The organism is Mesorhizobium sp. PL10 (assembly GCF_053714315.1).
On the sequence record NZ_JBSKBR010000005.1, the window covers coordinates 276,875 to 302,796 of the forward strand.

At 63.6% G+C, this 25,922-nt stretch carries 27 protein-coding genes; 17 read left to right on the plus strand and 10 right to left on the minus strand.

All coding sequences use genetic code 11. The features are described 5' to 3' along the window. Positions 1-77 precede the first annotated feature (77 nt). Both ligA and ACWGTO_RS11165 read left to right on the plus strand, forming a co-directional pair. Complete coding sequence (gene ligA / locus ACWGTO_RS11160; protein ID WP_454574899.1) at positions 78-2,282, plus strand: NAD-dependent DNA ligase LigA; 2,205 nt, start codon at positions 78-80, stop codon at positions 2,280-2,282. Further along, positions 2,279-2,974: a DUF2461 domain-containing protein gene (locus ACWGTO_RS11165; protein WP_454574900.1), complete on the plus strand. Its 696-nt coding sequence runs from the start codon at positions 2,279-2,281 to the stop codon at positions 2,972-2,974. The genes ligA and ACWGTO_RS11165 overlap by 4 nt, the downstream gene beginning before the upstream one ends. 18 nt (positions 2,975-2,992) lie before the next feature. Here ACWGTO_RS11165 and ACWGTO_RS11170 read toward each other — a convergent pair whose 3' ends face one another. Beyond that, positions 2,993-3,751, minus strand: coding sequence for an SDR family NAD(P)-dependent oxidoreductase (locus tag ACWGTO_RS11170; RefSeq protein WP_454574901.1), 759 nt, complete (start codon positions 3,749-3,751; stop codon positions 2,993-2,995). 122 nt (positions 3,752-3,873) lie between these two features. On the opposite strand from ACWGTO_RS11170, the gene ACWGTO_RS11175 reads away from it, so the two are divergent. Next, a complete protein-coding gene (locus tag ACWGTO_RS11175) occupies positions 3,874-4,602 on the plus strand; it encodes an AzlC family ABC transporter permease (RefSeq protein ID WP_454574902.1) in 729 nt (242 codons plus the stop codon). Then, complete coding sequence (locus ACWGTO_RS11180; RefSeq protein WP_454574903.1) at positions 4,599-4,895, plus strand: AzlD family protein; 297 nt, start codon at positions 4,599-4,601, stop codon at positions 4,893-4,895. Before ACWGTO_RS11175 ends, ACWGTO_RS11180 begins: the two co-directional genes overlap by 4 nt. A gap of 4 nt (positions 4,896-4,899) precedes the next feature. On the opposite strand, the gene ACWGTO_RS11185 is transcribed toward ACWGTO_RS11180, so the two are convergent. From ACWGTO_RS11185 to ACWGTO_RS11195, 3 genes are all read right to left on the minus strand, one after another. Next, on the minus strand, positions 4,900-6,744 hold the full coding sequence (locus ACWGTO_RS11185) for an aminopeptidase P family protein (RefSeq protein WP_454574904.1): 1,845 nt from the start codon (positions 6,742-6,744) through the stop codon (positions 4,900-4,902). A gap of 84 nt (positions 6,745-6,828) precedes the next feature. Continuing rightward, a complete protein-coding gene (locus ACWGTO_RS11190) occupies positions 6,829-7,701 on the minus strand; it encodes a 50S ribosomal protein L11 methyltransferase (RefSeq protein ID WP_454574905.1) in 873 nt (290 codons plus the stop codon). Positions 7,702-7,783: 82 nt separating this feature from the next. Then, a complete protein-coding gene (locus ACWGTO_RS11195) occupies positions 7,784-8,362 on the minus strand; it encodes an SCO family protein (RefSeq protein ID WP_454574906.1) in 579 nt (192 codons plus the stop codon). Between the two features lie 180 nt (positions 8,363-8,542). Between ACWGTO_RS11195 and ACWGTO_RS11200 the strand changes: the two genes are divergently transcribed. The 3 genes from ACWGTO_RS11200 to ACWGTO_RS11210 all read left to right on the plus strand — a co-directional run bounded on the left by ACWGTO_RS11200 (position 8,543) and on the right by ACWGTO_RS11210 (position 10,594). Beyond that, positions 8,543-9,046: a CreA family protein gene (locus ACWGTO_RS11200; protein ID WP_454574907.1), complete on the plus strand. Its 504-nt coding sequence runs from the start codon at positions 8,543-8,545 to the stop codon at positions 9,044-9,046. 68 nt (positions 9,047-9,114) lie between these two features. Next, entirely contained in the window at positions 9,115-9,756 is a 642-nt protein-coding gene (locus tag ACWGTO_RS11205) for a transferase hexapeptide repeat family protein (protein ID WP_454574908.1), read from the plus strand. Positions 9,757-10,168: 412 nt separating this feature from the next. Then, complete coding sequence (locus ACWGTO_RS11210) at positions 10,169-10,594, plus strand: low affinity iron permease family protein (protein ID WP_454574909.1); 426 nt, start codon at positions 10,169-10,171, stop codon at positions 10,592-10,594. A 9-nt stretch (positions 10,595-10,603) separates the two neighbouring features. On the opposite strand, the gene ACWGTO_RS11215 is transcribed toward ACWGTO_RS11210, so the two are convergent. Continuing rightward, complete coding sequence (locus tag ACWGTO_RS11215; protein WP_454574910.1) at positions 10,604-11,470, minus strand: SDR family NAD(P)-dependent oxidoreductase; 867 nt, start codon at positions 11,468-11,470, stop codon at positions 10,604-10,606. A 134-nt stretch (positions 11,471-11,604) separates the two neighbouring features. Between ACWGTO_RS11215 and ACWGTO_RS11220 the strand changes: the two genes are divergently transcribed. After that, on the plus strand, positions 11,605-11,886 hold the full coding sequence (locus ACWGTO_RS11220) for a hypothetical protein (RefSeq protein ID WP_095773965.1): 282 nt from the start codon (positions 11,605-11,607) through the stop codon (positions 11,884-11,886). A gap of 12 nt (positions 11,887-11,898) precedes the next feature. Here ACWGTO_RS11220 and ACWGTO_RS11225 read toward each other — a convergent pair whose 3' ends face one another. Further along, on the minus strand, positions 11,899-12,474 hold the full coding sequence (locus ACWGTO_RS11225; protein ID WP_454574911.1) for a TMEM175 family protein: 576 nt from the start codon (positions 12,472-12,474) through the stop codon (positions 11,899-11,901). A gap of 154 nt (positions 12,475-12,628) precedes the next feature. Here ACWGTO_RS11225 and ACWGTO_RS11230 point away from each other — a divergent pair, with 154 nt between their 5' ends. After that, positions 12,629-13,840 carry an MFS transporter gene (locus ACWGTO_RS11230; RefSeq protein ID WP_454574912.1) on the plus strand — a complete coding sequence of 404 codons (1,212 nt, stop codon included), beginning with the start codon at positions 12,629-12,631 and terminating at the stop codon, positions 13,838-13,840. A 3-nt stretch (positions 13,841-13,843) separates the two neighbouring features. On the opposite strand, the gene ACWGTO_RS11235 is transcribed toward ACWGTO_RS11230, so the two are convergent. After that, a complete protein-coding gene (locus ACWGTO_RS11235) occupies positions 13,844-15,304 on the minus strand; it encodes an MATE family efflux transporter (RefSeq protein ID WP_454574913.1) in 1,461 nt (486 codons plus the stop codon). Between the two features lie 189 nt (positions 15,305-15,493). Here ACWGTO_RS11235 and ACWGTO_RS11240 point away from each other — a divergent pair, with 189 nt between their 5' ends. Further along, the gene (locus tag ACWGTO_RS11240) at positions 15,494-16,285 is read left to right on the plus strand and encodes a L,D-transpeptidase (RefSeq protein ID WP_454574914.1); all 792 of its coding nucleotides are present in this window, start codon (positions 15,494-15,496) and stop codon (positions 16,283-16,285) included. A gap of 76 nt (positions 16,286-16,361) precedes the next feature. On the opposite strand, the gene ACWGTO_RS11245 is transcribed toward ACWGTO_RS11240, so the two are convergent. Continuing rightward, positions 16,362-17,843, minus strand: a complete 1,482-nt coding sequence (locus tag ACWGTO_RS11245; protein WP_454574915.1) for an esterase-like activity of phytase family protein — start codon at positions 17,841-17,843, stop codon at positions 16,362-16,364. Positions 17,844-18,015: 172 nt separating this feature from the next. Here ACWGTO_RS11245 and ACWGTO_RS11250 point away from each other — a divergent pair, with 172 nt between their 5' ends. Both ACWGTO_RS11250 and ACWGTO_RS11255 read left to right on the plus strand, forming a co-directional pair. Beyond that, the gene (locus tag ACWGTO_RS11250) at positions 18,016-18,771 is read left to right on the plus strand and encodes a bestrophin-like domain (protein ID WP_454574916.1); all 756 of its coding nucleotides are present in this window, start codon (positions 18,016-18,018) and stop codon (positions 18,769-18,771) included. Between the two features lie 70 nt (positions 18,772-18,841). Further along, positions 18,842-19,156 carry a ferritin family protein gene (locus ACWGTO_RS11255; protein WP_454574917.1) on the plus strand — a complete coding sequence of 105 codons (315 nt, stop codon included), beginning with the start codon at positions 18,842-18,844 and terminating at the stop codon, positions 19,154-19,156. 27 nt (positions 19,157-19,183) lie between these two features. Here the strand turns inward: ACWGTO_RS11255 and ACWGTO_RS11260 are convergent, their stop codons facing one another. After that, on the minus strand, positions 19,184-20,209 hold the full coding sequence (locus ACWGTO_RS11260; RefSeq protein ID WP_454574918.1) for a LacI family DNA-binding transcriptional regulator: 1,026 nt from the start codon (positions 20,207-20,209) through the stop codon (positions 19,184-19,186). Between the two features lie 194 nt (positions 20,210-20,403). Between ACWGTO_RS11260 and ACWGTO_RS11265 the strand changes: the two genes are divergently transcribed. The 5 genes from ACWGTO_RS11265 (at position 20,404) to ACWGTO_RS11285 (ending at position 25,377) form a co-directional block, all read left to right on the plus strand. Further along, positions 20,404-21,435: a Gfo/Idh/MocA family protein gene (locus ACWGTO_RS11265; protein ID WP_454574919.1), complete on the plus strand. Its 1,032-nt coding sequence runs from the start codon at positions 20,404-20,406 to the stop codon at positions 21,433-21,435. Continuing rightward, the gene (locus ACWGTO_RS11270; protein WP_454574920.1) at positions 21,432-22,340 is read left to right on the plus strand and encodes a sugar phosphate isomerase/epimerase family protein; all 909 of its coding nucleotides are present in this window, start codon (positions 21,432-21,434) and stop codon (positions 22,338-22,340) included. Before ACWGTO_RS11265 ends, ACWGTO_RS11270 begins: the two co-directional genes overlap by 4 nt. Before the next feature lie 100 nt (positions 22,341-22,440). Further along, positions 22,441-23,448 carry a substrate-binding domain-containing protein gene (locus tag ACWGTO_RS11275; protein ID WP_454574921.1) on the plus strand — a complete coding sequence of 336 codons (1,008 nt, stop codon included), beginning with the start codon at positions 22,441-22,443 and terminating at the stop codon, positions 23,446-23,448. Between the two features lie 85 nt (positions 23,449-23,533). Continuing rightward, on the plus strand, positions 23,534-24,331 hold the full coding sequence (locus tag ACWGTO_RS11280; RefSeq protein ID WP_454574922.1) for an ATP-binding cassette domain-containing protein: 798 nt from the start codon (positions 23,534-23,536) through the stop codon (positions 24,329-24,331). Further along, positions 24,328-25,377 (plus strand): ABC transporter permease, encoded by a 1,050-nt coding sequence (locus ACWGTO_RS11285; RefSeq protein ID WP_454574923.1) that lies wholly within the window; start codon positions 24,328-24,330, stop codon positions 25,375-25,377. Before ACWGTO_RS11280 ends, ACWGTO_RS11285 begins: the two co-directional genes overlap by 4 nt. 1 nt (position 25,378) lies before the next feature. Here the strand turns inward: ACWGTO_RS11285 and ACWGTO_RS11290 are convergent, their stop codons facing one another. Beyond that, complete coding sequence (locus tag ACWGTO_RS11290; RefSeq protein ID WP_454574924.1) at positions 25,379-25,903, minus strand: hypothetical protein; 525 nt, start codon at positions 25,901-25,903, stop codon at positions 25,379-25,381. Positions 25,904-25,922: the final 19 nt, after the last annotated feature.

Here is a 25,922-nt window from a genome sequence, read left to right on the forward strand (position 1 = left end):
GCTCCATCCCGCTGTTCGGGAATGATTTTTCCGAGATCCTGATTTATGGTGTCGCGCCACTGTCCAGGGACCGCTGCATGTCTGAAAAACCAGTCGAATCGTTGAACGAAAACGAGGCCGCGGATGAGCTCCAGCGGCTGGCCGAGGAGATCGCCGGCCATGACCTGCGCTACCATGCCGAGGACGCGCCGACGATCACCGACGCCGAATACGATGCGTTGCGGCGGCGCAACCTTGCCATTGAAGAGCGCTTTCCCGGTCTGGTGCGCGAGGATTCGCCTTCGCTGCGGGTTGGTGCTGCGCCGGCGGAAGGCTTTGCCAAGGTGCGCCATGCGGTGCCGATGCTCAGCCTCGCCAAGGCATACACCGACGAGGATGTCGCCGATTTCATTCACCGTGGCCGGCGCTTCTTCGATCGCGACAAGGATCTCGACATCGCATTTACGGCCGAGCCGAAGATCGACGGCCTGTCGGCGTCGCTGCGCTATGAACGCGGCGTGTTCGTGCAAGGCGCTACGCGCGGCGACGGCGCTGTCGGCGAAGACATCACCGCCAACCTCAGGACCATCGCCGACATCCCCGCCAAGCTGAAGGGCTCGGGCTGGCCCGAGACCATCGAGATCCGTGGCGAGGTCTACATGACCTATGCCGAATTCGAGGCGCTGAAGGTGCGTTCGGCCGCGGTTGGCGGCCAGGACTATGTCAACCCGCGCAACACGGCGGCGGGATCGCTGCGCCAGAAGGATGCGTCCGTCACCGCCAGCCGCAATCTCAAATTTTTCGCCTATGCGTGGGGCTACACCACGCAAGATCCTGCGCCGACGCAATTCGAGTCGGTGCAAAAATTCGCCGAGTGGGGATTCAAGGTCAGCCCGCTGATGGTGCGGGCGAAGTCTGTCGAGGAACTGATCGCGCAGTATCACAAGATCGAAGAACTGCGCTCGTCGCTCGGCTATGACATCGACGGCGTCGTCTACAAGGTCGACCAGCTGGAACTGCAGCGGCGCTGGGGGTTCGTCACCGGCGAGCCGCGCTGGGCGGTAGCGCACAAATTCCCGGCTGAGCAGGCGATGACGACGGTGCAAAAGATCGACATCCAGGTCGGCCGCACCGGCACGCTGGCGCCGGTGGCACGGCTGGCGCCGGTCACCGTCGGCGGCGTGGTGGTCGAAAACGTCACGCTGCACAATGAGGACTACATCAAGGGATTCGACAGCAATGGCCTGCCGATCCGAGACGGCATCGATGTGCGCATCGGTGACACGGTTGTCATACAACGGGCGGGCGACGTGATCCCGCAGATCGTCAGCGTCGTCATCGACAAGCGGCCAGGCAATGCCGTGGCTTACGAATTCCCGCACACCTGTCCGGTCTGCGGTTCGCCGGCGACGCGCGAGGTCAACGAGAAGACCGGCAAGGAGGATTCGCGCCGGCGCTGCACCGGCGAGCTGATCTGTGCCGCGCAGGCCGTGGAACGATTGCGCCACTTCGTCTCGCGCGGTGCGCTCGACATCGAGGGCCTTGGTGCGGAAAACATCGACCTGTTCTTCAATTCGGGACTGGTCAAGACAGCCGCCGACATCTTTACCCTCAGGGAGCGCCGGCCAGCCGTCACCAGGGCGCTGGCCGAGCGGCGCGAGGAGCAGGCCAGGCAGCGTGAGGCGGCATCGGGCAAGGCGCGCAAGAATGTGCGCGGTGTCGACGACCGCAATTATGAAGGCCTCGACAAGCTGTTTGCGGCCATCGATTCGCGCCGCGAGCCGGAACTCGACCGTTTCATCTTCGCGCTCGGCATCCGCCATATCGGCGAAACGACGGCGGCCGTGCTTGCCCGGACGTTCTCCACCATCGAGGAGCTGATCCGCGTCGGCAAGGAGACTGCGGCGGCCGAGGATCCGCACAGCGTTTTCCCCTCCATCAACGGCATCGGCGACACGGTGATCGATGCGCTGCGCGATTTCTTCGGCAATGAGCGCAATGACGATGTGCTCGACAAGCTGCTCGAGCAGGTCAAGCCGAAGCCTTATATCGTCACCGTTTCTGCCGACAGCGAGGTTGCCGGCAAGACCATCGTGTTCACCGGCACGCTGGAAAAGATGACACGCTCCGAAGCCAAGGCGATGGCCGAACGGCTCGGCGCCAAGGTGGCAGGTTCGGTATCGGCGAAGACGGATCTGCTGGTGGCCGGGCCGGGTGCGGGCTCCAAACTGAAGCTTGCCAGTGAACTCGGCGTCGAAGTCATCGACGAGGACACCTGGCTGCAGCGGGTCGGCAAGGCGTGACCGGCGGCGCATTCAAAGGCTTTGGTCCGAAAGCCATTCCGTTCTTCAAGGCGCTGGATTTCCACCAGAGCCGCGAATGGTTCCAGGAGAACCGCGCGCTTTACGACAGCGATCTGCATGGGCCGATCGGCGATTTGGTCGAGACGCTGACGGAGCGTTTTGCAGCGGCGGGGCTTGGCCTGCGCGGCGACCGCAAGAAATCGCTGTTCCGCATCAACCGCGACGTCCGCTTCGCCAAGGACAAACGGCCCTACAACCGGCATGTTTCGGCCATCCTGTCGCCGGATGGCAGCAAGACGGGGCTGGGCGTATTCTACGTGCATATCGGGCTCGAGCGCTGCTTCGCCGACGTCGCCTGGTGGAACCCTGAGCCGCCGCTCTTGCTGGCGATGCGCAAGGCGATCACCGATCGGCCCGGCGATTTCCGCAAGCTGCTTTCAACGTTGAAGAAAAACGGCCTCGAATTCGAAACCGAAGGCCGCATGAAGCGGGCGCCGCGTGGTTTCGAGAAGATCGCCGACGCCGATCTCGCGGAGGCCGTGCGCAACCGGCATTTCGTCGTCCAGCGTGTCATCGATCCGGCCGAAATTCACGCGCCGGCGCTGGTCGACGAGCTTGTCGATTTTACATTACGCGCCAGGCCGCTGCTCGACTGGGGCAGGGCGATCCAGGGCACCGTGCCGCGGAGCTAGCCCAGGCACGCTGCGTGGCTACATCCGCATCAAAAGACCGCCGTCGACCGGCAATTCGATACCGGTGATGTAGCTTGCCGCATCGGAAAGCAGGAAGAGAGCGGCATTGGCCATGTCCTGCGGCGTGCCGATGCGGCCGAGCGGGGTGTAGTCGGCAACGGCGGCGCGCTTCTCCTCGGTGTCCCAGCGCGCCTGCAGCGGCGTCAGCGCCATGCCCGGGCAGATCGAATTGGAGCGGATACCATCGCTCGCCAACTGCATGGCGAGCGACTTCGACAGCGCGCAGACGCCGGCTTTGGAGGCCTGGTAGGCATCCTGCGGTTTGGGATCGCCGCGATACCACTGGATGGTCGAGAAATGCACCATGGCGCCGCCGCGCCCGCCGGCGCGCATATGCGGAACAACCGCCCGCGCGGTATGGACGAAGGATTTCAGATTGATGTTGAAGACCTGGTCCCAGACATCGAGGTCCATTTCAAGGGCTGACTTGTCGCGGCCGAACCAGAGCACGCCTGCGACATTGGCGAGATAGTCGATGCCGCCGCGCTCGCGACCTGCCGCTCCAATGGTCTGCTCGACAAAGGTGGCGTCGGTGAGGTCGCCCTGGGCGAAGGTGAGCCGGTCGTCATAGGCGGCAAGGGACGCCGGACGCGGCTTGATGTCGATGGCGGTGACCGAGGCCCCGGCATCGAGCAACGCCAGCGTGATTGCCTCGCCCATACCGCCACCGGCGCCAGTGACGACCGCGTGCCTGCCGGTGAAATCGTAGACGATCATGTGAACCCCTCGTGAAGCTTCGCGACGCCTTACATCAGTTTCGCTGATCTGTTGGCTCAAGCGAATTCGTCTGACTTTTCGAACGTTGGCTCCTACATAGCAGCGCGACTGGGAAATGTGACATGTCGGCAGAGACCTTAACCGAAAAATCTGTGGCCAGCGATTTCTGGGACGGCGTACGGCTGTCGTTGCCGGTGGTGGTCGCCGCGGCCCCGTTCGGGGTGCTGTTCGGTGCAATCGCGGTGGATAACGGCTTTTCCGTTCTCGAAGCTTTTCTGATGAGCGCCACCATCTATGGTGGCGCCAGCCAGATGGTCGGCATCGAGCTGTTCGGCCAGCACGTCGCGCCTTGGCTGATCGTGTTGTCGATTTTTGCGGTGAACTTTCGTCATGTGCTCTATTCCGCCGGCATCGGGCGGCGCATCGCGCACTGGCCTGTGATCCAGCAGGCGCTGGGCTATTTCGTCCTCACCGATCCACAATTCGCCATCGCCGAAGCGAGGGCAGAATCCGGCCGTCCCGTCGGCTTCGTCTGGTATATGGGCGTCGGCCTGCCGGTCTACGTGTTCTGGGTGATCGAGAGCGGCCTGGGCGCCGTGTTCGGCAAGCTCATCCCGGACACGCACGCACTCGGCATCGATTTCCTGCTGCCGATCTATTTCCTTGGCCTGGTGTTGGGCTTTCGCAAGCGGCCTTTGTGGCTGCCGGTCGTGATCGCCAGCGCCGCCGCCTCGATCATTGCCTACAAGACCGTCGGTTCGCCCTGGCACGTTTCCATCGGCGCCATTGCCGGCGTGCTCCTGGCGGTTATCCTGCCGCCGCACCATAGCGGCGTGGAGGCAAAGCGATGAGCGCGACCTTCTGGATCATCATTGCCGGTGCGGTCGCCACCTATCTCACCCGCGTCGGCGGCCATCTGGTGATCTCGCGCTTCGACCACATCCACCCACGCGTCGAGGCCGGCCTGAACGCCGTGCCGGCCGCGGTGCTGACGACGCTGGTGGCGCCGGCCGCCCTTAGCGCCGGGCCGGCCGAATGGGCGGCGCTGATCGTCACCGCCGTGGTGTCGTTGCGCGGCGGCCTGATGGCGATGTTTTTGGCCGGGGCGGCCGTGCTGATCCTGGCGCGGCAGTTCGTCGGGTAGAAGCTCAAATCTTGGCGTCGTGCGGCAGCGGAGCCGTCGCCTTCTCCAGCCAGGCCAGCGTCTCGCCGTCGAGCATCGGGCCGATCTCGGCCAGCACCCAGCCGTGATACCGGTCGAGCCATTGCAGCTCGTCGCGATGCAAGAGGTCGGTGCGGATCAGGCGCTTGTCGATCGGCGCCAGTGTCAGCGTCTCGAAACTGTGCATGGCGATGTCGCCGCCCTCTACCGGTTCGGCCGGCGTCACCAGGATCAGGTTCTCGATTCGGATGCCGTAGGAGCCTTCCTTGTAGTAGCCGGGTTCGTTGGAGAGCATCATGCCGGCAAGCAGCTTTTCGGTGCCGGTGCGGGCAATGCGCTGCGGTCCTTCATGGACGGCCAGATAGGAGCCGACGCCATGGCCGGTGCCGTGGGCGAAGTCGCAGCCATGCTTCCACAGCGCCATGCGCGCCACTGCGTCGATTTCGGAGCCGCGCGTGCCGGCGGGGAACCGCAGTGTGGAAATACCGATCATGCCTTTCAGTACCAGGGTGAAGCGCTCGCGCATTTCTTCGGTCGGCTGGCCGATCGGCACAGTGCGGGTGATGTCAGTCGTGCCGTCCTGATACTGCGCACCGGAATCCAGCAGGAACAATTCGCCGGCGGCGAGCTTTCGGTTGGTGGCGCGCGACACGCGATAATGCATGATGGCGCCGTTCGGGCCGGCGCCGGAAATGGTGTCGAAGGAGACGTCGCGCAACGGCATCTGCGTTTCCTCGCCGGTCAGCCGGCGCGTCTCTTCCAGTTTGGTGACGACGGTTATTTCGTCGAGCGAGCCCGGCTCATGCCGCTCCAGCCAGCACAACAGCTTCGCCACCGCCGCGCCGTCGCGGCGATGCGCTGCGCGGCTGCCGGCGATTTCGGCCTGGTTCTTGGTCGCACGCGGAATGCGGGCGGGATCGGGCGCGGAAACAACGGTGCCGCCATTGTCCTCGACCAGCATTCTGAGCTTTTCCGCCGCCAGCACCGGGTCGAGCGCGATCCTTGCGCCGCCCTTGGCAAGGGCGACGACTGCCGCCTCGAACTCGGCGGGCTCGTGCAAGTCGGCAAGCTGAGTGAGATAGGCCGCGACCGTGCGCGAAAACTTGCGCTGGTCCATGAACAGCTGATGTTTGCCGTCGGCGGCGAGGATCGCAAAGCCGAGGGCCAGCGGCGTGTGCGGCACGTCGCCGCCGCGAATGTTGAAGGCCCAGGCGATCGAGGAGGGATCGGTGAGCACGGCGTGCGTTGCGCCGTCCTTGCCGATTGCCGTCGCCAGCCGCACCAGCTTGTCCTTGGCCAGTTCGCCGGCGAAGCCGATCGGGTGAATCTCGACGGGTGCTGCCGGCAGTGCCGGCTGATCCTTCCAGATGATATCGATCGGATTTTTGTCGAGCGGCACCAGCGTCGCGCCGGATTGCTCGGCCGAGGTTTTCAGCGCCTTGACCTCGTTGATCGTGTGCAGCCAGGGGTCGAAGCCAAGCCGCGCTCCCTTGCCGAGATTGTCCTTGATCCAGGACGCCGGTGGATTGTCGACCAGGCTCTCGATGGCAAAAATGTCGAGATCGACCTCACCGCGCACCTGCAGCGTGTAACGCCCGTCGACGAACATGAAGGCGCGGTCGCGCAGCACGAGTGCGACGCCGGCGGAGCCGCTGAAGCCGGTCAGCCATTTCAGCCGCGCCGAGCGGTCGGCGACATATTCGCCCTGATGCTCGTCGGCGCGGGGCACGAGGAAACCATCCAGGCCATTGTCCGCCAGCCATTGCCGCAGCAGCTTCACGCGCGGCTTGCCGACACTGGCATCGCCGGCGGAATCAAAGGTCTGGAACATGGCGGGTCCTCCTGTATTGCGAGCGACCGTAGCGCATGACCCGGAAAACCGGAATCGATTTTCGATGACGCGAATTGGTCCAGCTCAGTGCTTGAGGTGGATCGTCACCCAGCCCTCGCGGTGCAAGGTCCTGACATGGCGAAAATTCTGGCCGACATAGGCCGAGATCACCGCGTTGCATTGGCGATCGAGGATGCCGGACAGCACGATCGAGCCGCCGAGCCTGATATGCTTTGCCATTTCCGGCGCGAGCCGCATCAATGGGCGCGCCAATATGTTGGCGACGATAAGGTCGAAAGGCGAGCGCTCGCCGAAGATCGGGTGGTGGAAGCCGGGCGCCGTCACGGTTTCGACCAGGGCTTTCACATGGTTGAGGCGGGAATTGGCGGCGGCGACCCGGACGGCGATCGGATCGATGTCGGTCGCCAGCACCGGAATATGCGCCAGCTTGGCGACGGCAATGGCCAGCACCGCGCTGCCGGTGCCGAGGTCGAGAGCATTCCTGGGATGCTCGCGCCGCACCACCCGCTCCAGCATTTCCAGGCAGCCGGCGGTGGTGCCGTGATGGCCGGTGCCGAAGGCAAGGCCGGCTTCGATCTCGATGGCGAGTTCGCCGCTATGGCGCTTCCGGCGGTCATGCGCGCCATGGACCAAGAAACGCCCGGCGCGCACCGGCTTCAGCCCTTCCAGCGAGCGCGCCACCCAGTCGATGTCAGGCAAGACCTCGCGTTCGATAGGCTTCGGTAGCGAAAGTCCGGCAAGGATGTCTTTCAGCCTTGTCTCAACCACATCGACATTGCCGTCGGCATAGAGCGAGACTTCGTAGATATCGCGGTCCTCGTCGACCTCGAGCACGGCAAGCGGCAGGCCTTCATCCTCGAAAGCCAGTTCGAGCGCGGCGAAGATGCTGTCGGCTTCGACCTTGCCAGCGATGAAATGGAGCCTGGTCTGCACCATCAGCTGGTCTCTTGTTTGAGCATGATCTCCGGACAAAACCTTTTTGTCCGAGAAGACGGGATTCCACTTTTCGGGATCATGCTTAGCCTGCCGCCAGCCGCTTCAGCTTGGCAATCGCAGTGTCGGCGCTCTCACCGTAAGCGATGGTGCCGGCGAACTCGCCCTTGGCATTGAGCAGCAGCACCGAGGCGGTGTGGTCCATCGTGTAGTCGCCGTCGCCGGTGTCGACCTTCTTCCAGTAGATGCTGAAGGACTTCGCCATCGCGTGCACTTTATCGGGATCGCCCGATATGCCGACGATGCGGTCGGAAAAATTGCCGACATAGGTTTTCATCACCTCGGGCGTGTCGCGCTCCGGGTCTACGGTAACGAAATAGGCATTGAGGTTCTTGCCGTCGTCCCCCAGGGTCTTCAGCCAACCGGCCAGTTCAAACAGCGTGGTCGGGCAGACTTCCGGGCAATGGGTGAAGCCGAAGAAGACGACGCTGGGATGGCCGCTCCGCAAGGCGGCCTCGGTGATCGGTCCGCCTTTCTGGTCGACCAGCGCGAAGGCGCCGCCATACGGCTCGCCGCCATAATGGCCCTTGTACCAGTCGAAGGTGAGCCAGCCGATGCCGGCCGCCATCAGAACCAGAATGCCGACCAGGATTGAACGCATCATCAGGAAGTGTCCGTCGTGATTTTGATGGGCGCCGGATTGGCGCCTGCAGCGGCAGTCTTAGCCGGTCGCGAGGGTCTAGGCAAAGATGCCGCGTTGCCGCAACCGGGCTGAGCACTAACCTTGCAAACAGCAGGCCCTTATCCCACCTGAGGCCGGCAAACTGAACCTGAGGAGGCTTCCTTGCTACGACGGATTGGGCAGAAACTGTTCGGCGGCGCGCTGGCCGCATGCATCGCCCTTGGCGCCGGTGCTGCCGCGGCCGAGGAAGTCGGCAAGGTCGGCGTTGACTGGCTCGGCAACGACATCATCGTCGAGGCCATCAAGGATCCCAAAGTCGACGGCATTACATGCCACGTCTCCTATTTCGACCGCGGCGTGATCGACCGCCTGCAGAAAGGCAACTGGTTTGAGGACCCGTCCGATTCCTCGATTTCCTGCCGCCAGACCGGGCCGATCACCATCGGCGACATCGACATGAGCGAGGGCGGCGAAGAGGTGTTCAAGCAAAGCATCAGCCTGATCTGGAAGAAGCAGGTGGTGAACCGCATCTACGACAAGAAAAACGAGACGCTGATCTATCTGTCGCATTCGCGCCAAGTGCAGGACGGCTCGGCGAAAATGTCGGTGACCACCGTGCCGCTGTTCGGCCAGAGCGTGGTGTGGACCAACGGCCAGCCGAAATAGCCGGTTACTCTAGGCTGTTTGGTGATGTGACAATTGCTTCCGCAATTGCGCGGAGGTAAAGCCGCGCCATGGACCGTACTGAAAACCTTGTCCTGAAAGACCCTGAGCCGCGGATTCATCCGACCGCGGAGCTCAAGGCGTGCAAACTCGGGCGCTATGCCTCGATCGGCGAGCGCGTCGTGCTGCGCGAGGTCAATGTCGGCGACTTCTCCTATTTCGAGCGCCACGCCGAGGCGATCTACACCACGATCGGTAAATTCTGCTCGATCGCTGCCAACAGCCGCATCAATGCACTGGAGCATCCGATCGAGCGGCTGACCCAGCACAAGCTGAGCTACCGGCCGAACGAGTATTTCCGCTGGCTGGGCGTCGACGCGGCGTTCCGCGAGCGGCGGCAGGCCAAGGCCGTCAGCATCGGCAACGATGTCTGGATCGGCCATGGCGCTGTCATCATGCCCGGCATCAGCATTGGCAACGGCGCCATTATCGGCGCCAATGCAGTGGTGACGCGGGATGTGCCGGCCTATGCAATCGTCGCCGGCGTGCCGGCAAAACCGTTGCGCCGACGTTTTTCCCCTGAGATCGCGGCGCGGATTGAAAGCCTCGCCTGGTGGGACTGGCCGCCGGAAAAACTGGCCAAGGCGGTTCCCGACATGCAGGCCTTGCCGATCGAAGCTTTCCTTGACCGCTGGGAACAGGAGTGTTCCTGAGCGCAGCGCTCAGATGAGCATGCCGCGGGTTCCTCGATGCGCATGCGCGTCTTCGTCGGCTGGCGGGTCTAAATCCTCGCGCCCAGGTTCTGAACAGCGCGCCTGTCGGGAAGAGATCCGCCGGTCTGCGGCAACAGAACCCCTTCCGCTCTGCGGGGGTGGCGCAGCGGAAGGGGCTTTGGAGATAAACCGCCGTGAAGCGGAAGGACCAGGCTCTTTGGCCTGCACAGGGACTATGGCAACAAAGCCATAAGGCGGCTTTTCCGGGTGCTACGCTTTTCGCGTGTGTTCAATTGTAGCCGCGATATCACCTGCGACAGGGAACCGGAAGCGGCTGCCGACTGTTTCTTGCTGAGCGATGAATGCGGCGCAGTCCGGCTTGCCGCTTTTCGGGCAATTGAAGGATTTTGAATTGGAAAAGCTGTTCACGAGGATCGCCAACACGGTCGCTCATCTGGCCGGGCTGCCGCTGACATTTGTCGGCTGCTGCGCGATCGTTATCGTCTGGGCGGTCACCGGACCATTCTTCGGCTTTTCCGATACATGGCAATTGGTCATCAACACCGGAACGACGATCATCACCTTCCTGATGGTGTTCCTGATCCAGAACACCCAGAACCGCGACGGCGCCGCGATCCAGGCCAAGCTCGATGAACTGATCCGGGTCGGCAAGGGTCACAACCATTTCATCGGCATCGAGCACCTGACCGAAACCGAGGTCGAGGAGATCCGTGACAAATGCGAGCGCGCGGCAAAGCGTCACGACCGCGAGATCGCCGAGGTGGCTGCCAAGAAAGCCGTCACGCAGAAGCGCACCGCGAAAAAACGCGCCGCCTGAATATACTGCTCAGCGTTCCATGAAGGCCGCAAAAGCGTCCTTGTGATCGGGGTGCCAGCGCGAGAGGGCAGGGCGGTTCTCGATGATGTCGCCGATCGCCCAGGCCATGCGTTTTTCGTCCGTCGGCCGCTTCACCTCATTGTCCGGGCAAAGGATGTAGAAATCGCCACGCATGAGGGAGGCCAGCATGAAGTCGATGACCTGCTCGCCGGTCCAGGCGCCGGCTGGTTTTTCGGTCGCGCCCCCGGTGATGCCGGTGAAAGTGAAGCCGGGAATGAGAAGATGTGCCGCAACCTTCGCGCCCGGTTCGTTGCGCAGTGCGTGCGCCAAGCCTTCGGTGAAGGTCTTCAGCGCCGATTTGGAAACGTTGTAGGCCAGATTGCCGGGCGGCGTGGTGATGCCTTGCTTGGAGCCGGTGTTGACGATCAAGCCGGGTTTGCCCGAAGCTAGCATGGCCGGCGCGAAGGCCTCGACACCGTGCACGACGCCCCAGAAATTGATGTCGATCAGCCGCTTCCACGCGTCGCCGTTTTCCCAGGGTTTTCCCGGATTGTTACCGACGCCGGCATTGTTCATCAGTAGCGAGGCAGTGCCGAAAGCACTGTAGGTCTTTTCCGCCAGCCGGCCGAGTTCGTCCGCCTTCGAGACGTCGGTGGCGACGGCAAGCACGGCATCCTCGCCGGCGATCGCGGCGACCGCCTGGCGGGCAGCATCGAGGCGCGCGCCGCCCATGTCGGCCAGCACAATCTTCATGCCCATCGCCGCCAGCCTTTTGGCCGCGGCAAGGCCGATGCCGCTGGCGCTGCCGGTGATAACGGCGACATTGCCTGGGCTGAGGGCGTGCAAAGGGGACTGAATTTCGGCGTCGGAGGTCATGGTCTTTTCCTTGGCTTGGGGTTGCGCCGAACTTAGCGCCGGACGCGGCCCAGGCAAGCCCGCTGCCGTGGCTTCGGGTTGACCGGAGCGGTGGGCGCTGCGCATGCTGCCTGCTATCGAAGGAGATCGACCGATTGACCGACTGGATTGCAATCCTGAAGGAGCAGACCGCCACCGGTGACCAGATGGGCCGCGAGGTGCCGCAGATGCTCGCCAATCCCGATATCAGCGAAGCACAGGTGAAGACGCTGTTTTCGGCGCTGGAAAAACAGGCCGAGTTCGTCGAGAAATTGCGCATGGCGCTGGAGAAATTCGGCCATGATTTTTCGATCATCAAGGCGGCCGAACGGCTTGAGGAGCGCTATGCCGATCTCGCCGCGTCGGTCGCCGAAAAGCTGAAGGCAATGCGCAAGTAGCAGCAGCGTGCGCTACTTTTCGATCACCCGCGAAAAACGCGTATCCGGCACGAACCAGATCGCGGCCACCAGAACATAGATCGCCAAGCCGATCCACTGGTTGACGAACGTCAGCAGCACCGCCGTTGTGTAAAGCGCTACCGAAATCTTGCCCTTGCGGTCACTGCCCAGCGCCTTGGCGAAGGCGGTCTCGTTGCCGTGCAGATGGTGCAGCTTGGTCACAAGAAACCTGTAGGCGACACCACACAGCACGAGGTCGACGCCATAGACGGCGACAGGGATCGGCGCGAAATGATTCTCGCCCATGAAGGCGGTCGTTGCCGGGATCAGCGACAGCCAGAACAGAAGGTTCAGGTTGGCCCAAAGCACGCGGCCGTCGACGCGCTGCACGGTGTGGAACATGTTGTGCAGATTGTTCCAGTAGATGCCGACATTGATGAAGGACAAGACATAGCTGAAGAAGATCGGCCACAGCGGCGCCAGCGCCGAAAGATCCTCACCATGCGGCACTTTCAGCTCCAGCACCATGATGGTGATGATGATGGCGACGACGCCATCGGTGAACGCCTCGACCCTGCCTTTGCCCATGATTCCTCCCTCTCGTTTGGCCGACGTTAAGGGAGGATTTCGGGCAAGGCCATACTGGCAAGATTGTCAGGAGCGGGTTGGGCAAGTGGAACGGCCGTCCTTACATGGACGTTGGACTTCTATTGGGGCGTTGGGCAACTGGCCGGAGGTTGCCATGACCAGCTATGCCGAGACCATGACGACGCGCGACAATGAACTCGGCGGCCGCGCCGGGATGGCCGCCGTTGCTGCGATGATTGCAGCTTTGTTCGCCGGCAGCACGGCGCTGACGCCGCTTTACGTCATCTACAAGCAGGCCTTCGGTTTCTCGCAGATCACGCTGACGCTGGTCTACGCCGTCTATGTCGTCGGCAATCTTGGAGCATTGCTCATGTTCGGACGTTTGTCCGACGGCATTGGCCGCCGTCCTGCGGCCCTGGCGGCGATGGCGGTGGCGGTGGTCAGCGCGCTGGTGTTCCTGCTGGCCGAGAATGTCGCCTGGCTCGATGCGGCCCGCATCCTGAGCGGCCTTGGCATCGGCATCGGCGCGGGAACCGGCACCGCCTGGCTGGCGGAGTTGATCGAGGGAGAGGACAAGTCGCGCGCCGCCGTCATCGCCACGAGCACCAACTTCGTCGGCCTCGGCGTTGGTGCGCTGGTGTCCGGGCTGCTCGCCGAATATGCGCCGTGGCCATTGAGACTGACGTTTGCGGTCTATCTTGCCTTACTCGTGATGGTCACGATCCTGATATGGCGCACGCGGGAGACGGTCTCGCGGCCGGGGCGGCTGGCCGATGTTTCGCTGCGGCCGCGGTTGTCGGTGCCGGCCGACATCCGCGCCGCCTTCGTCGCGCCCGCCGTCACCGGTTTCGGCGCCATGGCGCTGGTCGGCTTCTATGCAGCACTGGCGCCGAGCATCCTGGCGCAGCAGCTGCATGTGGCCAATCATGCCGAGGCCGGCGGGCTGTTCTTCGAACTGTCGATCGTTGCGGCCGCCACCATTCTGGGCACGACCTGGCTGCTCAGCCGCACTGGTATGCTGGCGGCGCTGGCGCTGATGATCCCGGCAGTGGCGCTGGTGGTCGCGGCCCAGATCTTTGCCTCGATGTCGCTGATGATCGTCGCGACCGCCCTGTGCGGCGTGGTGGGCGCGCTCGGCTATCGAGGCGGCCTGCAGGTTGTGAGCCAGATCGCACCGGCGGATCGCCGCGCCGAAGTGGTGTCGGCTTTCTTCATCTGCTGCTTCTGCGGCAATGCGCTGCCGGTGATCGGCATCGGCCTGCTGTCGAGTTGGACCAGTGCCGCCACGGCAAGCCTGGCCTTTGCTGGGATGATTACGGTCTTTTCGCTCGTGGCACTGGCCTTCGGCGCGAAGTACGCGCGCTGAGGTTTAACCGTTCGGTGTCTCGGGCGCCATGTTGGCGCGATGGCGTGGCATGCCCAGGCCAGTGTCTGGCGGCTCACCGGCTGCCGGCCGATCCTCGATCATGTGCATGGTGCGCCAGCGACCGAAACGATAGTAGGCCGTAGCCAGCAGCAGCGAGGTGATCGACCCCGCCGGAAAACTCCACCACAGCGCCTCCTGGCCGATGTAGCTGCGGAAGAAGTAGGCGAAGCCGGTGCGCACGACCAGCACCGAAATCACCAGGATAATCAGCGGCGGCATCACGGCACCCGTGGCGCGCACGGTGGCGAACAGCACGATGGTGACGCCGAACAGGATGAATGACCAGGACGCCACCTTATTGATGTGGGCGGCGATCTCGATCGCGGTGCTGTCACCACTCAGGAAAAGGCTGAGCACCGGCCGGGCGAAGAAGAACAACAGCGCCACCAGCGCGCCGGTGAGCACGAGGTTGAAGCCGACGCCGGAAGCGGCGATGCGGCTGATCCGGTCCCAGCGCCCGGCGCCGACATTCTGCGCCGCCATGGAGGAGACCGCGGCGCCGATCGCCAGCGCCGGCATCTGGATGTAGGTCCACAGCTGCGCGGCGATGCCGTAGGCGGCGGCGACCTGCGAGCCGTAGGTATTGACGATGCCCATCACCGTGAGCGCGGCGGCCGAAATCACGATCATCTGCAGACCCATCGGAACACCCTTGAAGACGACGATCCTGAGCAGGGTCGGGTCCGGCCGCAGCAGAGCGAGGTCGACGCCGGCGATCCTGAGCGGATGCTTTCGCGCATACAGCACGACGAGGATGGCGATCACGCTCACCGTCTGGCCGACCAGCGTCGAGGTGGCGGAGCCGGCAATGCCGAGTTCGGGGAAGGGGCCGATGCCGCGGATCAGCAGCGGGTTCAGCACGATGTCGAGCACGACCGCCAGCGCCATGAAAAAGAACGGCGTGCGTGAATCGCCCGCACCGCGCAGCACCGTCATGACGAAGGACAGGAGGTTCATCATCGGCACAGCGACGAAGATGATGCGCAGATAGGAGCGCGCCAGCGGCAGCGCGTCGGGTGGCGTGCCAAGCGTGTTCAGGATTGCGTCGACCCAGATCAAGCCGCAGACGGCGAACACCACCGAGACGAGGAAGAAGAAGGTGGCGCTGGTGCCGACGATGCGGCGCGCCTCCGGCAAATCACGGGCGCCGACCGACTGCGCCACCAGGATGGTCGCCGCCATGCCGATGCCGAACACAGTGCCGAGGATCAGGAACAGCACCAGATTGGCGTTGGACGTCGCGGTCAGCGCGGATTCGCCGAGAAGGCGGCCGACCCAGACGGCGTTGATCGAACCGTTGAGCGATTGCAGCACGTTGGAGCCGAGCACCGGCAGCGCGAACAAAAGCAGGGTGCGCGGGATGGGGCCGCTGGTCAGGTCGACGGTGCGCCGGCGCGCGGGCATTTTTTTCGTCCATGTGTTGCTCGGCGAAGGTTCATCTCAAAGTCCGCCCGGCAATGATTGCCGATTTGACGGATAAGGTCGATGCGCCATCGGAACAGTCCGCCTGGCTGCCTCGCGCCAATCAGGTTCTCAAAGCATTCGGAATGGGATATGGATCGTCGCCGCGAGGGGTCGCAAACCGGGGGGATCATGTCCGACAATCCGCTTTTTTCCGAGCGCCTGAACCGGCGCGCGTTTCTCGGGGCATCCGCCTTGGGTGCCGCTTCCGTGGCGCTTTCGGCCTGCACAACCACGGACGTGGCGCCGCCGGTGGCAGCGCCGCCGCCGCCAAGCGATTCGGCTTTCGGCGCTGCCGAAAGCATGTACGCGGCACGCGTCGACGAGGGCTATCAACTGCCGGCGATCCCGGTATCCAAGCTCGATCCGAAGTTCGTGCGCCAGATAGTGGACGATCCGACCGGCGAAAAGCCCGGCACCATCGTCGTCGATACCTCAGAGCATTTCCTCTATCTGGTGCGCGATGGCGGCAAGGCGATCCGCTACGGCGTCAGCCTCGGCAAGGCCGGTTTCGGCTGGACCGGCAGTGCCGTGGTCCAGGCGCGCAAGAAATGGCCGGTGTGGACGCCGCCGCCGGAAATGATCCAGCGCCGGCCGGAACTGGCGAAATACAAGGACGGCATGCCGCCGGGACCGCAGAGCCCGCTCGGGGCGCGTTCGCTCTATCTGTTCCGCGACGGCAAGGACACGATGTACCGGCTGCACGGCACGCCGGAATGGGATTCCATCGGCAAGAACGCGTCGTCGGGCTGCGTGCGCTTCATGAACCAGGACATCATCGACCTCTACAGCCGGGTCAACGGTGTAACCCAGGTCTATGTGCGCCCGAACCTGTCGCCGGCCGGCAAGATCATGGCCGTGTCGAACAAGACCGCCGAGCCGATCGATGCCGGCGTGCCGAGGGACGCAGAGATCCTGAAATAGGGCGCCAGCGGTCCGCTGATCGCCGACAAAAAAAGCGGACGCGCCTGGCGCGTCCGCTTTTGTTTGTTGTATCCAACTACTTCTTGGCGAGCCCGGGAAGCGTGACCTGATAGACCAGGAACATGGTGTCGACATCGGCGCCGTCTTCGGCCTTGTAGGGCGCGCCGACCTGAAAACCGTCCTGGGCGAGGAAGTCGTTGTCGTTGCCGACGAACAGGAAATAGTCGTCGGGCAGCGCCGGATCGAGCACGCTCACCACCGACATCGCCTCCCACTTCTCAGACAGGTTGTTCTTGTCGTTCGGCTTGCCGTCATGCAAGCCGAAGCGGCCGAGTTCCTTGTTGTCGTTGATGTCGATGAACGGCGTCAGCTTGGCCGGCGTCACCGAGGGGTCGAGTACGCCTTTGGGCGCCAGCGGCTTGTCGGCGGCATCGAAGGCGCCGCCGGCAATGTCGGTGGCACCAGAGACATCGACGACGAAGATCTGGCGCACAAGCGAGGTGTCGCCCTTCACCCCCTGGCCGTTGCCGCTGTCGCGCGCCAGCATCAGGAAGGTCTTGTCGGACAGCGCCACGATCTCGCTCTGCGCGGCGATTTTGGTCTTGCCCTTGTCGTCCTTGAACACCGGCAGCGGCACGACATATTCATGCACCAGTTTCAGATGCGCCGGGTCGGAGGCGTCATAGACCAGTGCGCGGGTGTTCTGGCGGGTCGAACCGGAATCGCCGCCATCCTGGCGGGGCGCCGACTGCAGCACCGCGATCAGCGACTTGCCGTCCGGCGTCAGCGCCATGCCTTCGAGGCCCTGGTTGTTCTGGCGGCCGGTTTCAGGATCCTTCGGATCGGGCTCTGCGGCGCCCGGGCCCGGATTGTCGGAAGCGAAGTTCGGCGTGCCCTTGCGCATCGGCACCAGGGCGGCCGGCGGCTGCGTTGCCGACATCAGCTTACCGTCGGCCGAGAAGCGGTAGATGTTGGGGCCGTATTCGTCCGAGATGAACATGGTGCCGTCGGGCAGCCGGGCGATCGCCTCATTGTCGAGCGCCAGCTTGCCATTGGCCTCGGGCAGGATCGGCAGCTCGCCGCTGGCCGCGCGCACGCCGTTGAGCGGATCGAGGCCGGTGGCGTCAGTGCCCTTGTCGTAGGTCAAGAGCATGGAATCGGCAAGCGTCGCCTTGACGCCGGTCTGCTCCTGGCCGGCGGCGGGCGCAGCACCCAGCGCGGTCGGCGTGAGTTCGATGGCAATGGTGTTGAGGCGCGGCCGGTAGTCGGTGGTGCCGACGACATTGTAGCCGCGATCCGGCAGCAGCCAGAGCGAGCCCTTGTAGCCATTGGCGTCATGCGTCCAGCTTGCGGCGTCGATCGACATGCCGGAGCCGGAGCCGAAGGTCTCGCCAAACTTGTCCTTCAGGTCGGCGGGGAGGCGGCCGACGCCGACCAGGCCCTTGTTGACAAAGGAGACGCCGCCGACGGTGGCGGTGCTGTCGGCAAGGGCAGGGGTCAAGGCGGTAAACAGCGCCAATGCGGCGCCGAGCGACAGGGTTCGGTGCGAGATTTTCATGGAGATCCTCTTTGTGACAAGCCTTCGAGCGGCCGAGACTGCAAAGGGCTCTGCGTCGCATCGACGATCTCGCCCTCCCGCAAAGCGGTCTAGGACGCGAACATGATACTTGCGTGACAAGTGCGTTCTGCCGGCCATTGGCATTCGGTCCTTGCTGTGCAGAAATGGCTGCATGCACGAAACACTCATCGCGGTGGCCGTTTTCCTCTGCCTGACGGCGGCGCCACTGGCCAGCATGGCTGTCTATGGCAAATTGCCCGCGCATCACCGCGAGGACGAAACCAACAATGTGGTAAGGCTGGCCGCCAACCTGTTCGTCGTCATGACTTCGCTGGTGCTTGGTCTCATGATCAACTCGGCCAAGAACACTTTCGAGTCGATCGACCGCAACGTGCACACATATGCGACCGAGTTGATCCTTCTCGACCGGTCGCTTCGGCAATATGGGCCTGAGACCGCCGAGGTCCGTCAGCCGCTGGTGGCTTATGTGCAAAGACAGACCAACAACTGGACAGAATCAAACGAAACACCGCTCGTCGCCAACCGGCTGTCCGAACGTCTGTTGACCGAGATCAGCACACGATTGGCCGCTCTGCAGCCCGCCGACGCAGCGCATGTTTCCGTGCTGGAGGACGCCCACCAGCATCTGCAGAAGGTGGTGGAACTGCGCTGGGCTTTGATCGAGCAATCGGAAGGCACCATCCCGCGGCCGCTGATCGTTATGCTCGTTGCCTGGCTGGTGCTGATCTTCGCCAGTTTCGGTTTCAGGGCGCCGCGAAATGCCATCACCATAGAGACGTTCGTGGTGTCGGCTGCGCTGATTGCCAGCGCTCTCTACCTCATCCTCGACATGGATATACCGTTCTCCGGTCCGATCCAGATATCGTCTGCGCCTCTGCAGAGGACTTTGATTGAATTGCAGCAGTAAGCGGAACTTGCGGCGCTCCAGTGCATTCATGGGTACGGCCAGATTTGCCGGTCCGTTCGAGGGAGGCGACATGGGTTTCGATCAGTATCACGAGCCGCCGGAAGAACTGACGCAGAAGGTGCGGACCTTTGCCCGCATGATCGCGTCGCTGATCGAGGAGGCGGAAGCGATCGGCTGGTATGAGCAGCGCATGTCGGTGGAAAAGGACCCTCAGGCCAAGGCGATCATGAAGAACGCCCAAGGCGAGGAGTTCAAGCATTTCGGCATGGATCTGGAATTCCTGCTGCGCCAGAAGAAAGACTGGCGGGCGGAATTGAAGGAAATCCTGTTCACCACAGGCGATATCGTCAAGGCCGGCGAGCGGGGCGAGAAGAAGGTGGATTGACGCCGGCCAGCCAACGTCCGGCAGTGCTCAATCGCTATCCCTTGCGATCAGCTCCAGCGGCCAGACTTCGCGGATGATGCGCGTGCCTTCGGGGCCGGCGAAGGCGGGGAGCGAGGCCAGCAGCATTTCGGCCAACCGCCGGCCCATGGGCTCCAGCGACGGACGGAAGGCGGTCAGCGCCGGCGAGAAATAGCGGCAGAGCGGCGTGTCGACGATGACGGTCACCGCAATGTCGTGGCCGGGTCGGATGCCCATCTCGGCCAGTGCCTTGCAGCCGCCGAGCGCCATGGCGTCATTGTTGAAGATGATGGCCGTCGGCCGGTCCTTTGCCAGCATCACGCGCGGCGTCACCTGGTAGCCGCCGGCCTCGTTGATGAAGCCGTCGGCGATCAGCGCCGGATCGACCTCGATGCCGTGCCGCTTCAGCGCCTTGCGGTAGCCGTCGACGAACAGATAGCCGAAATTCAGATTGAGCGACGGGCGGATGGCGGCGATGCGGCGGTGGCCGCGCGCCACCAGCCGGTCGACGGCGTCGCTGCCGGCCTTTTCGAAATCGAGGTCGAGCGAGGGATAGGCCTTGCCGCCGGTGCGGCTGCGGCCGAGCGTGGCGAAGGGGAAGCCGGCCTCGAGCAGATAGTCGATGCGCTCGTCCTCGCGCCGCGTCCAGGCCAGCACCACGGCATCGGCCCGACGCGTCTCGACGACGCGGCGCAGGCGTTCCTGCTGATAGTCGCCGGGCGCGCCCATGACCACGGTGAGGTCGAGCCCGCTTTCGGCCAGCCGGCCCTGGAGCCCGATCAGGAACGGGATGAAGAACGGTTCGCCATATTGCTGGTCGCCCGGATGCGGCTGCAGCATGAAGGCGATCGAATGGGTGGCGCCTTGCCGCAGACTGCGGCCGGACTGGTTGGGCGAATAGTTCAGCTGCTTGGCGGCGGCGAGCACGCGCTGGCGGGTGTCGGCATTGACGTCGGCGCGGCCGTTCAGCGCCCGCGACACGGTGCCGATCGAAATGTTCAGGTGACGCGCAAGGTCGTGGATGCTGGACGCCAAGGACTGTTCTCCCCCTGCCTTGGCTAGCACCGGCTGCCGCTCAGGCCAAGGCTTCGGGATGATTTTTGCTGGCAGCCGATTGACATTCTACGCCATCGGGTGTGTTCTCGTAAACGTTTACGGAAAAACGTTTACGGTGATGCCGTGGATGCCGTGACATTCGGTCTGGAGGGACCGGACGGGAGGAATGCCGGATGATGAATGCCGTCCTCGTCGGCTGTGGTGCGATGAGCAAGGCCTGGCTCGATGCCGCAAGGCAAATCGACGGGCTTGCGATTGTCGGCCTGGTCGACCTCGACGCCGAACGGGCGAAGGTGAGGGCGCGCGAATACGGGCTGGATGGCGTCGTCATTGGCAGCAGCCTGGATCAGGTGCTCGACCAGATCAGGCCGGACGCGGTGTTCGATGTCGTCGTTCCCGCCGCCCGCCGTGACGTTGCCTTCGCTGCCTTTGCCCACAATTGCCATCTGCTCACCGAAAAGCCGCTGGCCGACACGCCGGAAAATGCCCGCGCCATTGTCGAAGCGGCGCGCCGTGCCGGGCGCGTCCATGCCGTGGTGCAGAACCGGCGCTATGTCGCCAATGTCCGGCGCATAAGGCGGTTTCTGGACTCGGGCGCCCTCGGCAAGCCGACCAGCATCCATGCCGATTTCTTCGTCGCGCCGCATTTCGGCGGCTTTCGCGAGGAGATGGCGCATGTGCTGCTGCTCGACATGGCGATCCATACTTTCGACGCAGCCCGCTACATGGTCGGCGGCGAGCCGGCCGGCGTCTATTGCCAGGAATGGGAGCCCGCCAATTCCTGGTACCGGCAGGGTTCGTCGGCGAGCGCCGTCTTCGATCTCGGCGGCGGCAAGGTGTTCACCTATGCCGGCTCTTGGTGCGCCGACGGTTTCCGCACCAGCTGGGAAGGCAGCTGGCGCATCGTTGCCGAGCGCGGCAGCCTCATTTGGGATGGCAACGATACGCTGAAGGCGGAAATGGTGGTGCTGGGTCGAGACGGCCTGTTTGCCAAAACCCAGCCGATCGACGTGCTGCCGCTCGATTCCGCCGACCGCGTTGGCGGCCATCTCGGCATCATCCGGGATTTCATGCAGGCCATCGAAACCGGGACCGAGCCGGAAACGCGCGGCGCCGACAACATCAAAAGCCTGGCCATGGTTTTCGGCGCCATCGAAAGCGCCGAGACCGGACGCCGCGTTGCCATCGCACAGGAAGCATCATGACGCCAAACCCGCTTCTCGACATCCGCATCGGCACCATGGTGCGGGCCAATCTCGACGATCCCGCGGCCTATATCAGGCAGATCCTGCCGTTGGGCTTCGAGAGCATCCAGCCCTTCTTCTGGCAGACGCTGGGCGGCAAGGATCTGCCGCGGCTGGCCGGCGAGATTCGCGAGGCGATCGGCGATGCCGATGTCGCCGTGTCCTCGATCGGCGTGTTCGGCAATCCGCTGGAGGATGGCGAGGTCGATCGCGGCGTGCTCGCCGCCTGGGAAACTGTCATCGACAATGCGCATCTGTTCGGAGCTTCGATGGTCACTGGCTTCACCGGCCGCCTGCGCGGCAGGAAGCTGACCGACAGCCTGCCGCGCTTTCGCGAGGTGTGGGGGAAGCTGGCCAAGCGCGCGGCCGACAAGGGCGTGCGCATCGCCTTCGAGAATTGCGCCATGGACGGCAACTGGGCAAGCGGCGACTGGAACATCGCCCACAATCCCGACGCCTGGGAGCTGATGTTCAACGAATTGCCTGACGAGAATCTGGGGCTGGAATGGGAGCCTTGTCATCAGCTGGTCTATCTCATCGATCCGCTGCCGCAGATCCGCAAATGGGCGCCGAAAATCTTCCATGTGCACGGCAAGGACGCGACGGTGCGCTGGGACGTCATCCGCGAGCATGGCGTATTCGGCCGGCTGCCCTTCGTGCAGATGCGCACGCCGGGTTTCGGCGACAGCGACTGGACGCGGGTGATCAGCGAGTTGCGGCTGGTCGGCTACAAGGGCGCCATCGACATCGAAGGCTGGCACGACCCGGTCTATCGCGGCGATCTCGAAATCACCGGTCAGGTGCGTGCGCTGGAGTATCTCCAGCAATGCCGCGGAGGAGCAACCTATTTGCCGAACCCGGCGTGACAGCGGCCGGCTGGAGGAGCCGGCCTGGACAGATTGCGGCGCACTGCCGAAGCGAATGTCGAAAACCCTCGGCTTCCGAGGACAAAAGGGAGGAACGTGCATGAGCATCGCAATGAGAAGAACAGTTCTGCGCTCGGCTGTCGTGGCCGCCGCCACGGCGCTCTGCGCCGCCATCTCCACTCTGCCGGCGCGGGCGCTCGACGCCCAGTGGTGCAAGGACGTCCACATCCGATTCTTCGTCGGCGGCGCCGAGGGCGACGCCTTCGGCACCATCGTCTATAGTGGCGCCAAGCAGGCGGCGGCCGATCTCGGACCGAAGGTCGACTACATCTTCTCCGCCTGGAACATCGAAATGATGGTGCAGCAGCTGCGCGAAGCCGTCGCCGTCAAGCCCAACGGCATTGCCATGATGGGCCACCCGGGCGACGCCGCCATCATGCCGCTGGCCGAGCAGGCGCACAAGGACGGCATCAAGATGATGTATCAGAACGTTCCCCTGCCGACGGTCGTCGCGGCGTTCGGCGGCGGCTATGTCGGGGCCCAGCAAGAGCAGCAGGGCCGTGCGCTCGGCGTCGAGGCGTTCAAGCTCGCCAAGCTGAAGGCCGGCGACAAGGCGATCATGATCGGGCCGTTCGACAATGAGAGCCGCGGCGCGCGCGAGCGCGGAACGGTCGCGGCGCTGAAGGAGGCAGGCGTCGAAGTGGTACAAATCAGTTCGCAGACCGAATGGGCGGCGGATCCCAATCTCGCGATACCGGTGATCACGGCAGCTCTTTTGAACAATCCCGACGTGAAGGTGGTCGGTTACCCCGGCGGCCAGATGCTCGGCAATGTGCCGACATACATGCAGGCAGCAGGGCGCAAGCCCGGCGACATCTTCAATTTCGGCTTCGACACCAGTCCGCAGATCGTCGAGGCGTTCAAGGGCGGCTGGGTGCAACTGACGGCCGACCAGCAGCCGTTCCTGCAGGGCTATCTGCCGATCCTCAGCCTCTGCCAACAGGTGGTGCTGGGGCTGGCGCCGATGAATGTCGACACCGGCGCCGGTTTCGTCACACCCGACAATTACGAGATCGTCGCCGACCTCGCCAAGCAGGCGCTGCGCTGACCTCCCAAGCCGTCGGCCGGGTTCAGGCCCGGCCGGCGGGGCCGCCGGCGAAAAGGTCGGCATGCGACAATCAAGCGAGGATCCGATGGCCGAACGCCTTATCGAACTGCGCGACATCAGCAAGTCCTATGGCCAGGTCTATGCACTGGGCGGAGTCAATCTCAGCGTCGATCGCGGCGAGGTGGTCGGTCTCCTCGGTGACAATGGCGCCGGCAAATCGACGCTGATCAAGATCCTGTCGGGCGTCGTAAAGCCGACCAGCGGCGAGATTCTGGTGCGCGGCGAGCCGGTGACCGGATGGAGCGCGGCGCGCTCGCGCGACGCCGGCATAGAGACGGTGTTCCAGGACCGGGCGCTGGCCGTGCAGCAGACCATCGTGCGCAACATCTTCATGGGCCGTGAACTCACCGGCTTCATGGGCTTTCTGAAGGTCAACAAGGAGATCGAGGAGGCCAGCCGGCTGATGCGCGAGATCGGCTTCACCTCAAAGGTGTTCACGCCGCAGTCGATCGTCGGCCAGCTGTCGGGCGGCGAACGCCAGGGCGTGGCGATCGCGCGCGCCATCTACAAGCAGGCAGAGCTGATCGTCCTCGACGAGCCGACGACGGCGCTGTCGCTGACCGAGACCGCCAAGGTCTTCCATTTCGTGCGCCAGGTGCGGGCGAGCGGCCGCTCGATCCTGTTCATCGGCCACAACATCCATCATGTCTTCGACATCGCCGATCGCTTCGTCGTGCTCGATCGCGGCAAGGTCGCGCTGACCACCGACTGCAGCCAGGTCAAGTCGGCCGAGGATCTCATCAACTTCATGGAAGAGGTCGCGCATCCGGGTGGGTTGCCCGGGCTGCACGACGCCGGCGACGCGGAGCAGAGAGCACGATGAGCAAGACCATGGAACCCGATCTGCACGAGCCGGCGGCCAGCATTCCCCGCCCCAATCCCCGGAAGGAGTGGAAGCACCCATCCGATCACTGGATGCGCGGTTTCATCCTCGACAACCGCGCCTCGCTCGGCACGCTCGGCGTGTTCATAATCATGATGGCGGTGTTCATCATCGCCAACCCGACCGTCTTCACCACCTGGTATCTCTACAGCTCGGTGCTGACCACGCTGCCGGTGGCGCTGTTCGTGGTGGTGCCGCTGGTCTTTGTCGTTACCTGCAACGAAATCGACCTGTCGTTTCCGGCGACGATGGGCCTTGCTTCATGGGTCTTCGCGCTGGTCGTGCAGGCCGGATATGATCCGTTCCTCGGCATCGCCGCGGCACTTGTCACCGGCATGCTGCTCGGTTTCCTGGTCGGGTCGTTGGTGGTCTATGGCGGGCTGTCGTCGCTGATCGCCACGCTCGGCATGAATTTCCTGCTGCGCGGCCTGATCCAGATCATCAACGAAGGCAAGTCGATCTCGCTGACCAGCCTCAGCGGCAGCTGGGCCTACACGATCTTCTCCAGCCAGATCCACGGTATCCCGGTGCAGATCTTCTGGGCCATTGCCTTCGTCGTGCTCTCGGCGCTGCTCTACAACAGACATCGCTTTGGCGCGCAGGTGAGGGTGGTCGGCGACAATCCCGACAGCGCCCAGCAGATGGGCATCGACGTCAAACGCGTGCGGGTGAAAGTGTTCGTCTTCGTCGGCATAGGTGCCGCGATCGCCGGCTGCTTCTCGGTGATGATCAACTTCACCTGGTGGCCGACGGCCGGCGACGGCTATTTGCTGCCGGTGCTGGCCTCGGTGTTCGTCGGCGGCACGCCGACCTGGGGCGGCATCGGCACCGTGGTCGGCGGCGCAATCGGCGCGGTCACCGTGTCCTTCATCCAGACCGGAGTGGTGGCGGCGGGGCTGAGCGGCTTCTACGTGCAGTTCTTCAACGGGCTGATCATCATCCTGTCGCTGCTCGGGCATAAGTGGAACCAGGCGAGGTATAGGTGAGTCAGGACCATATGGCTTCGTCGAAGAGTCGCTTGCGCTCGTCTTCATCGAACAGGACGGCGAATCGGCCAAGATTGAACTGACTTTTGCCCATCGCGATCACGGCGATGATGCATGAGACAAGCAATGGCTCTTCGGCTGCGTCAAGTTCCCTGAGGCCGACGTGAACGAGGCGTTGCCAAGCCTGCTCATAAGGCTCTCGAAGATCGGCCGTCAGGACAGGGTTTTTCCCGATCTGCCGTGCTTCCTCGATCATCGCCACCAGTGCATAGGTATTCCAGTCAGCAACGCCTCGCTGCTCATGAATCCGGACCAAATGAGGGACAGCGGCGTAGGACGCCTCTCCGACGTCCCCTTGGTGATAGAGTTCGGTGGCCAACTCTTGCCACGCGGCTTCGACGTCCTCATCAAGTTCGAGAGAGCGAAGCGCTTTTCGCGGATCGTAGGGAATACGATATCCGCCTGAAAACAGCATCCACCGTTCGTCATCAAGGTCTATGCCGGTGACGCTGATGGGATTGGGCATCGAATACCTTGATCAAGTC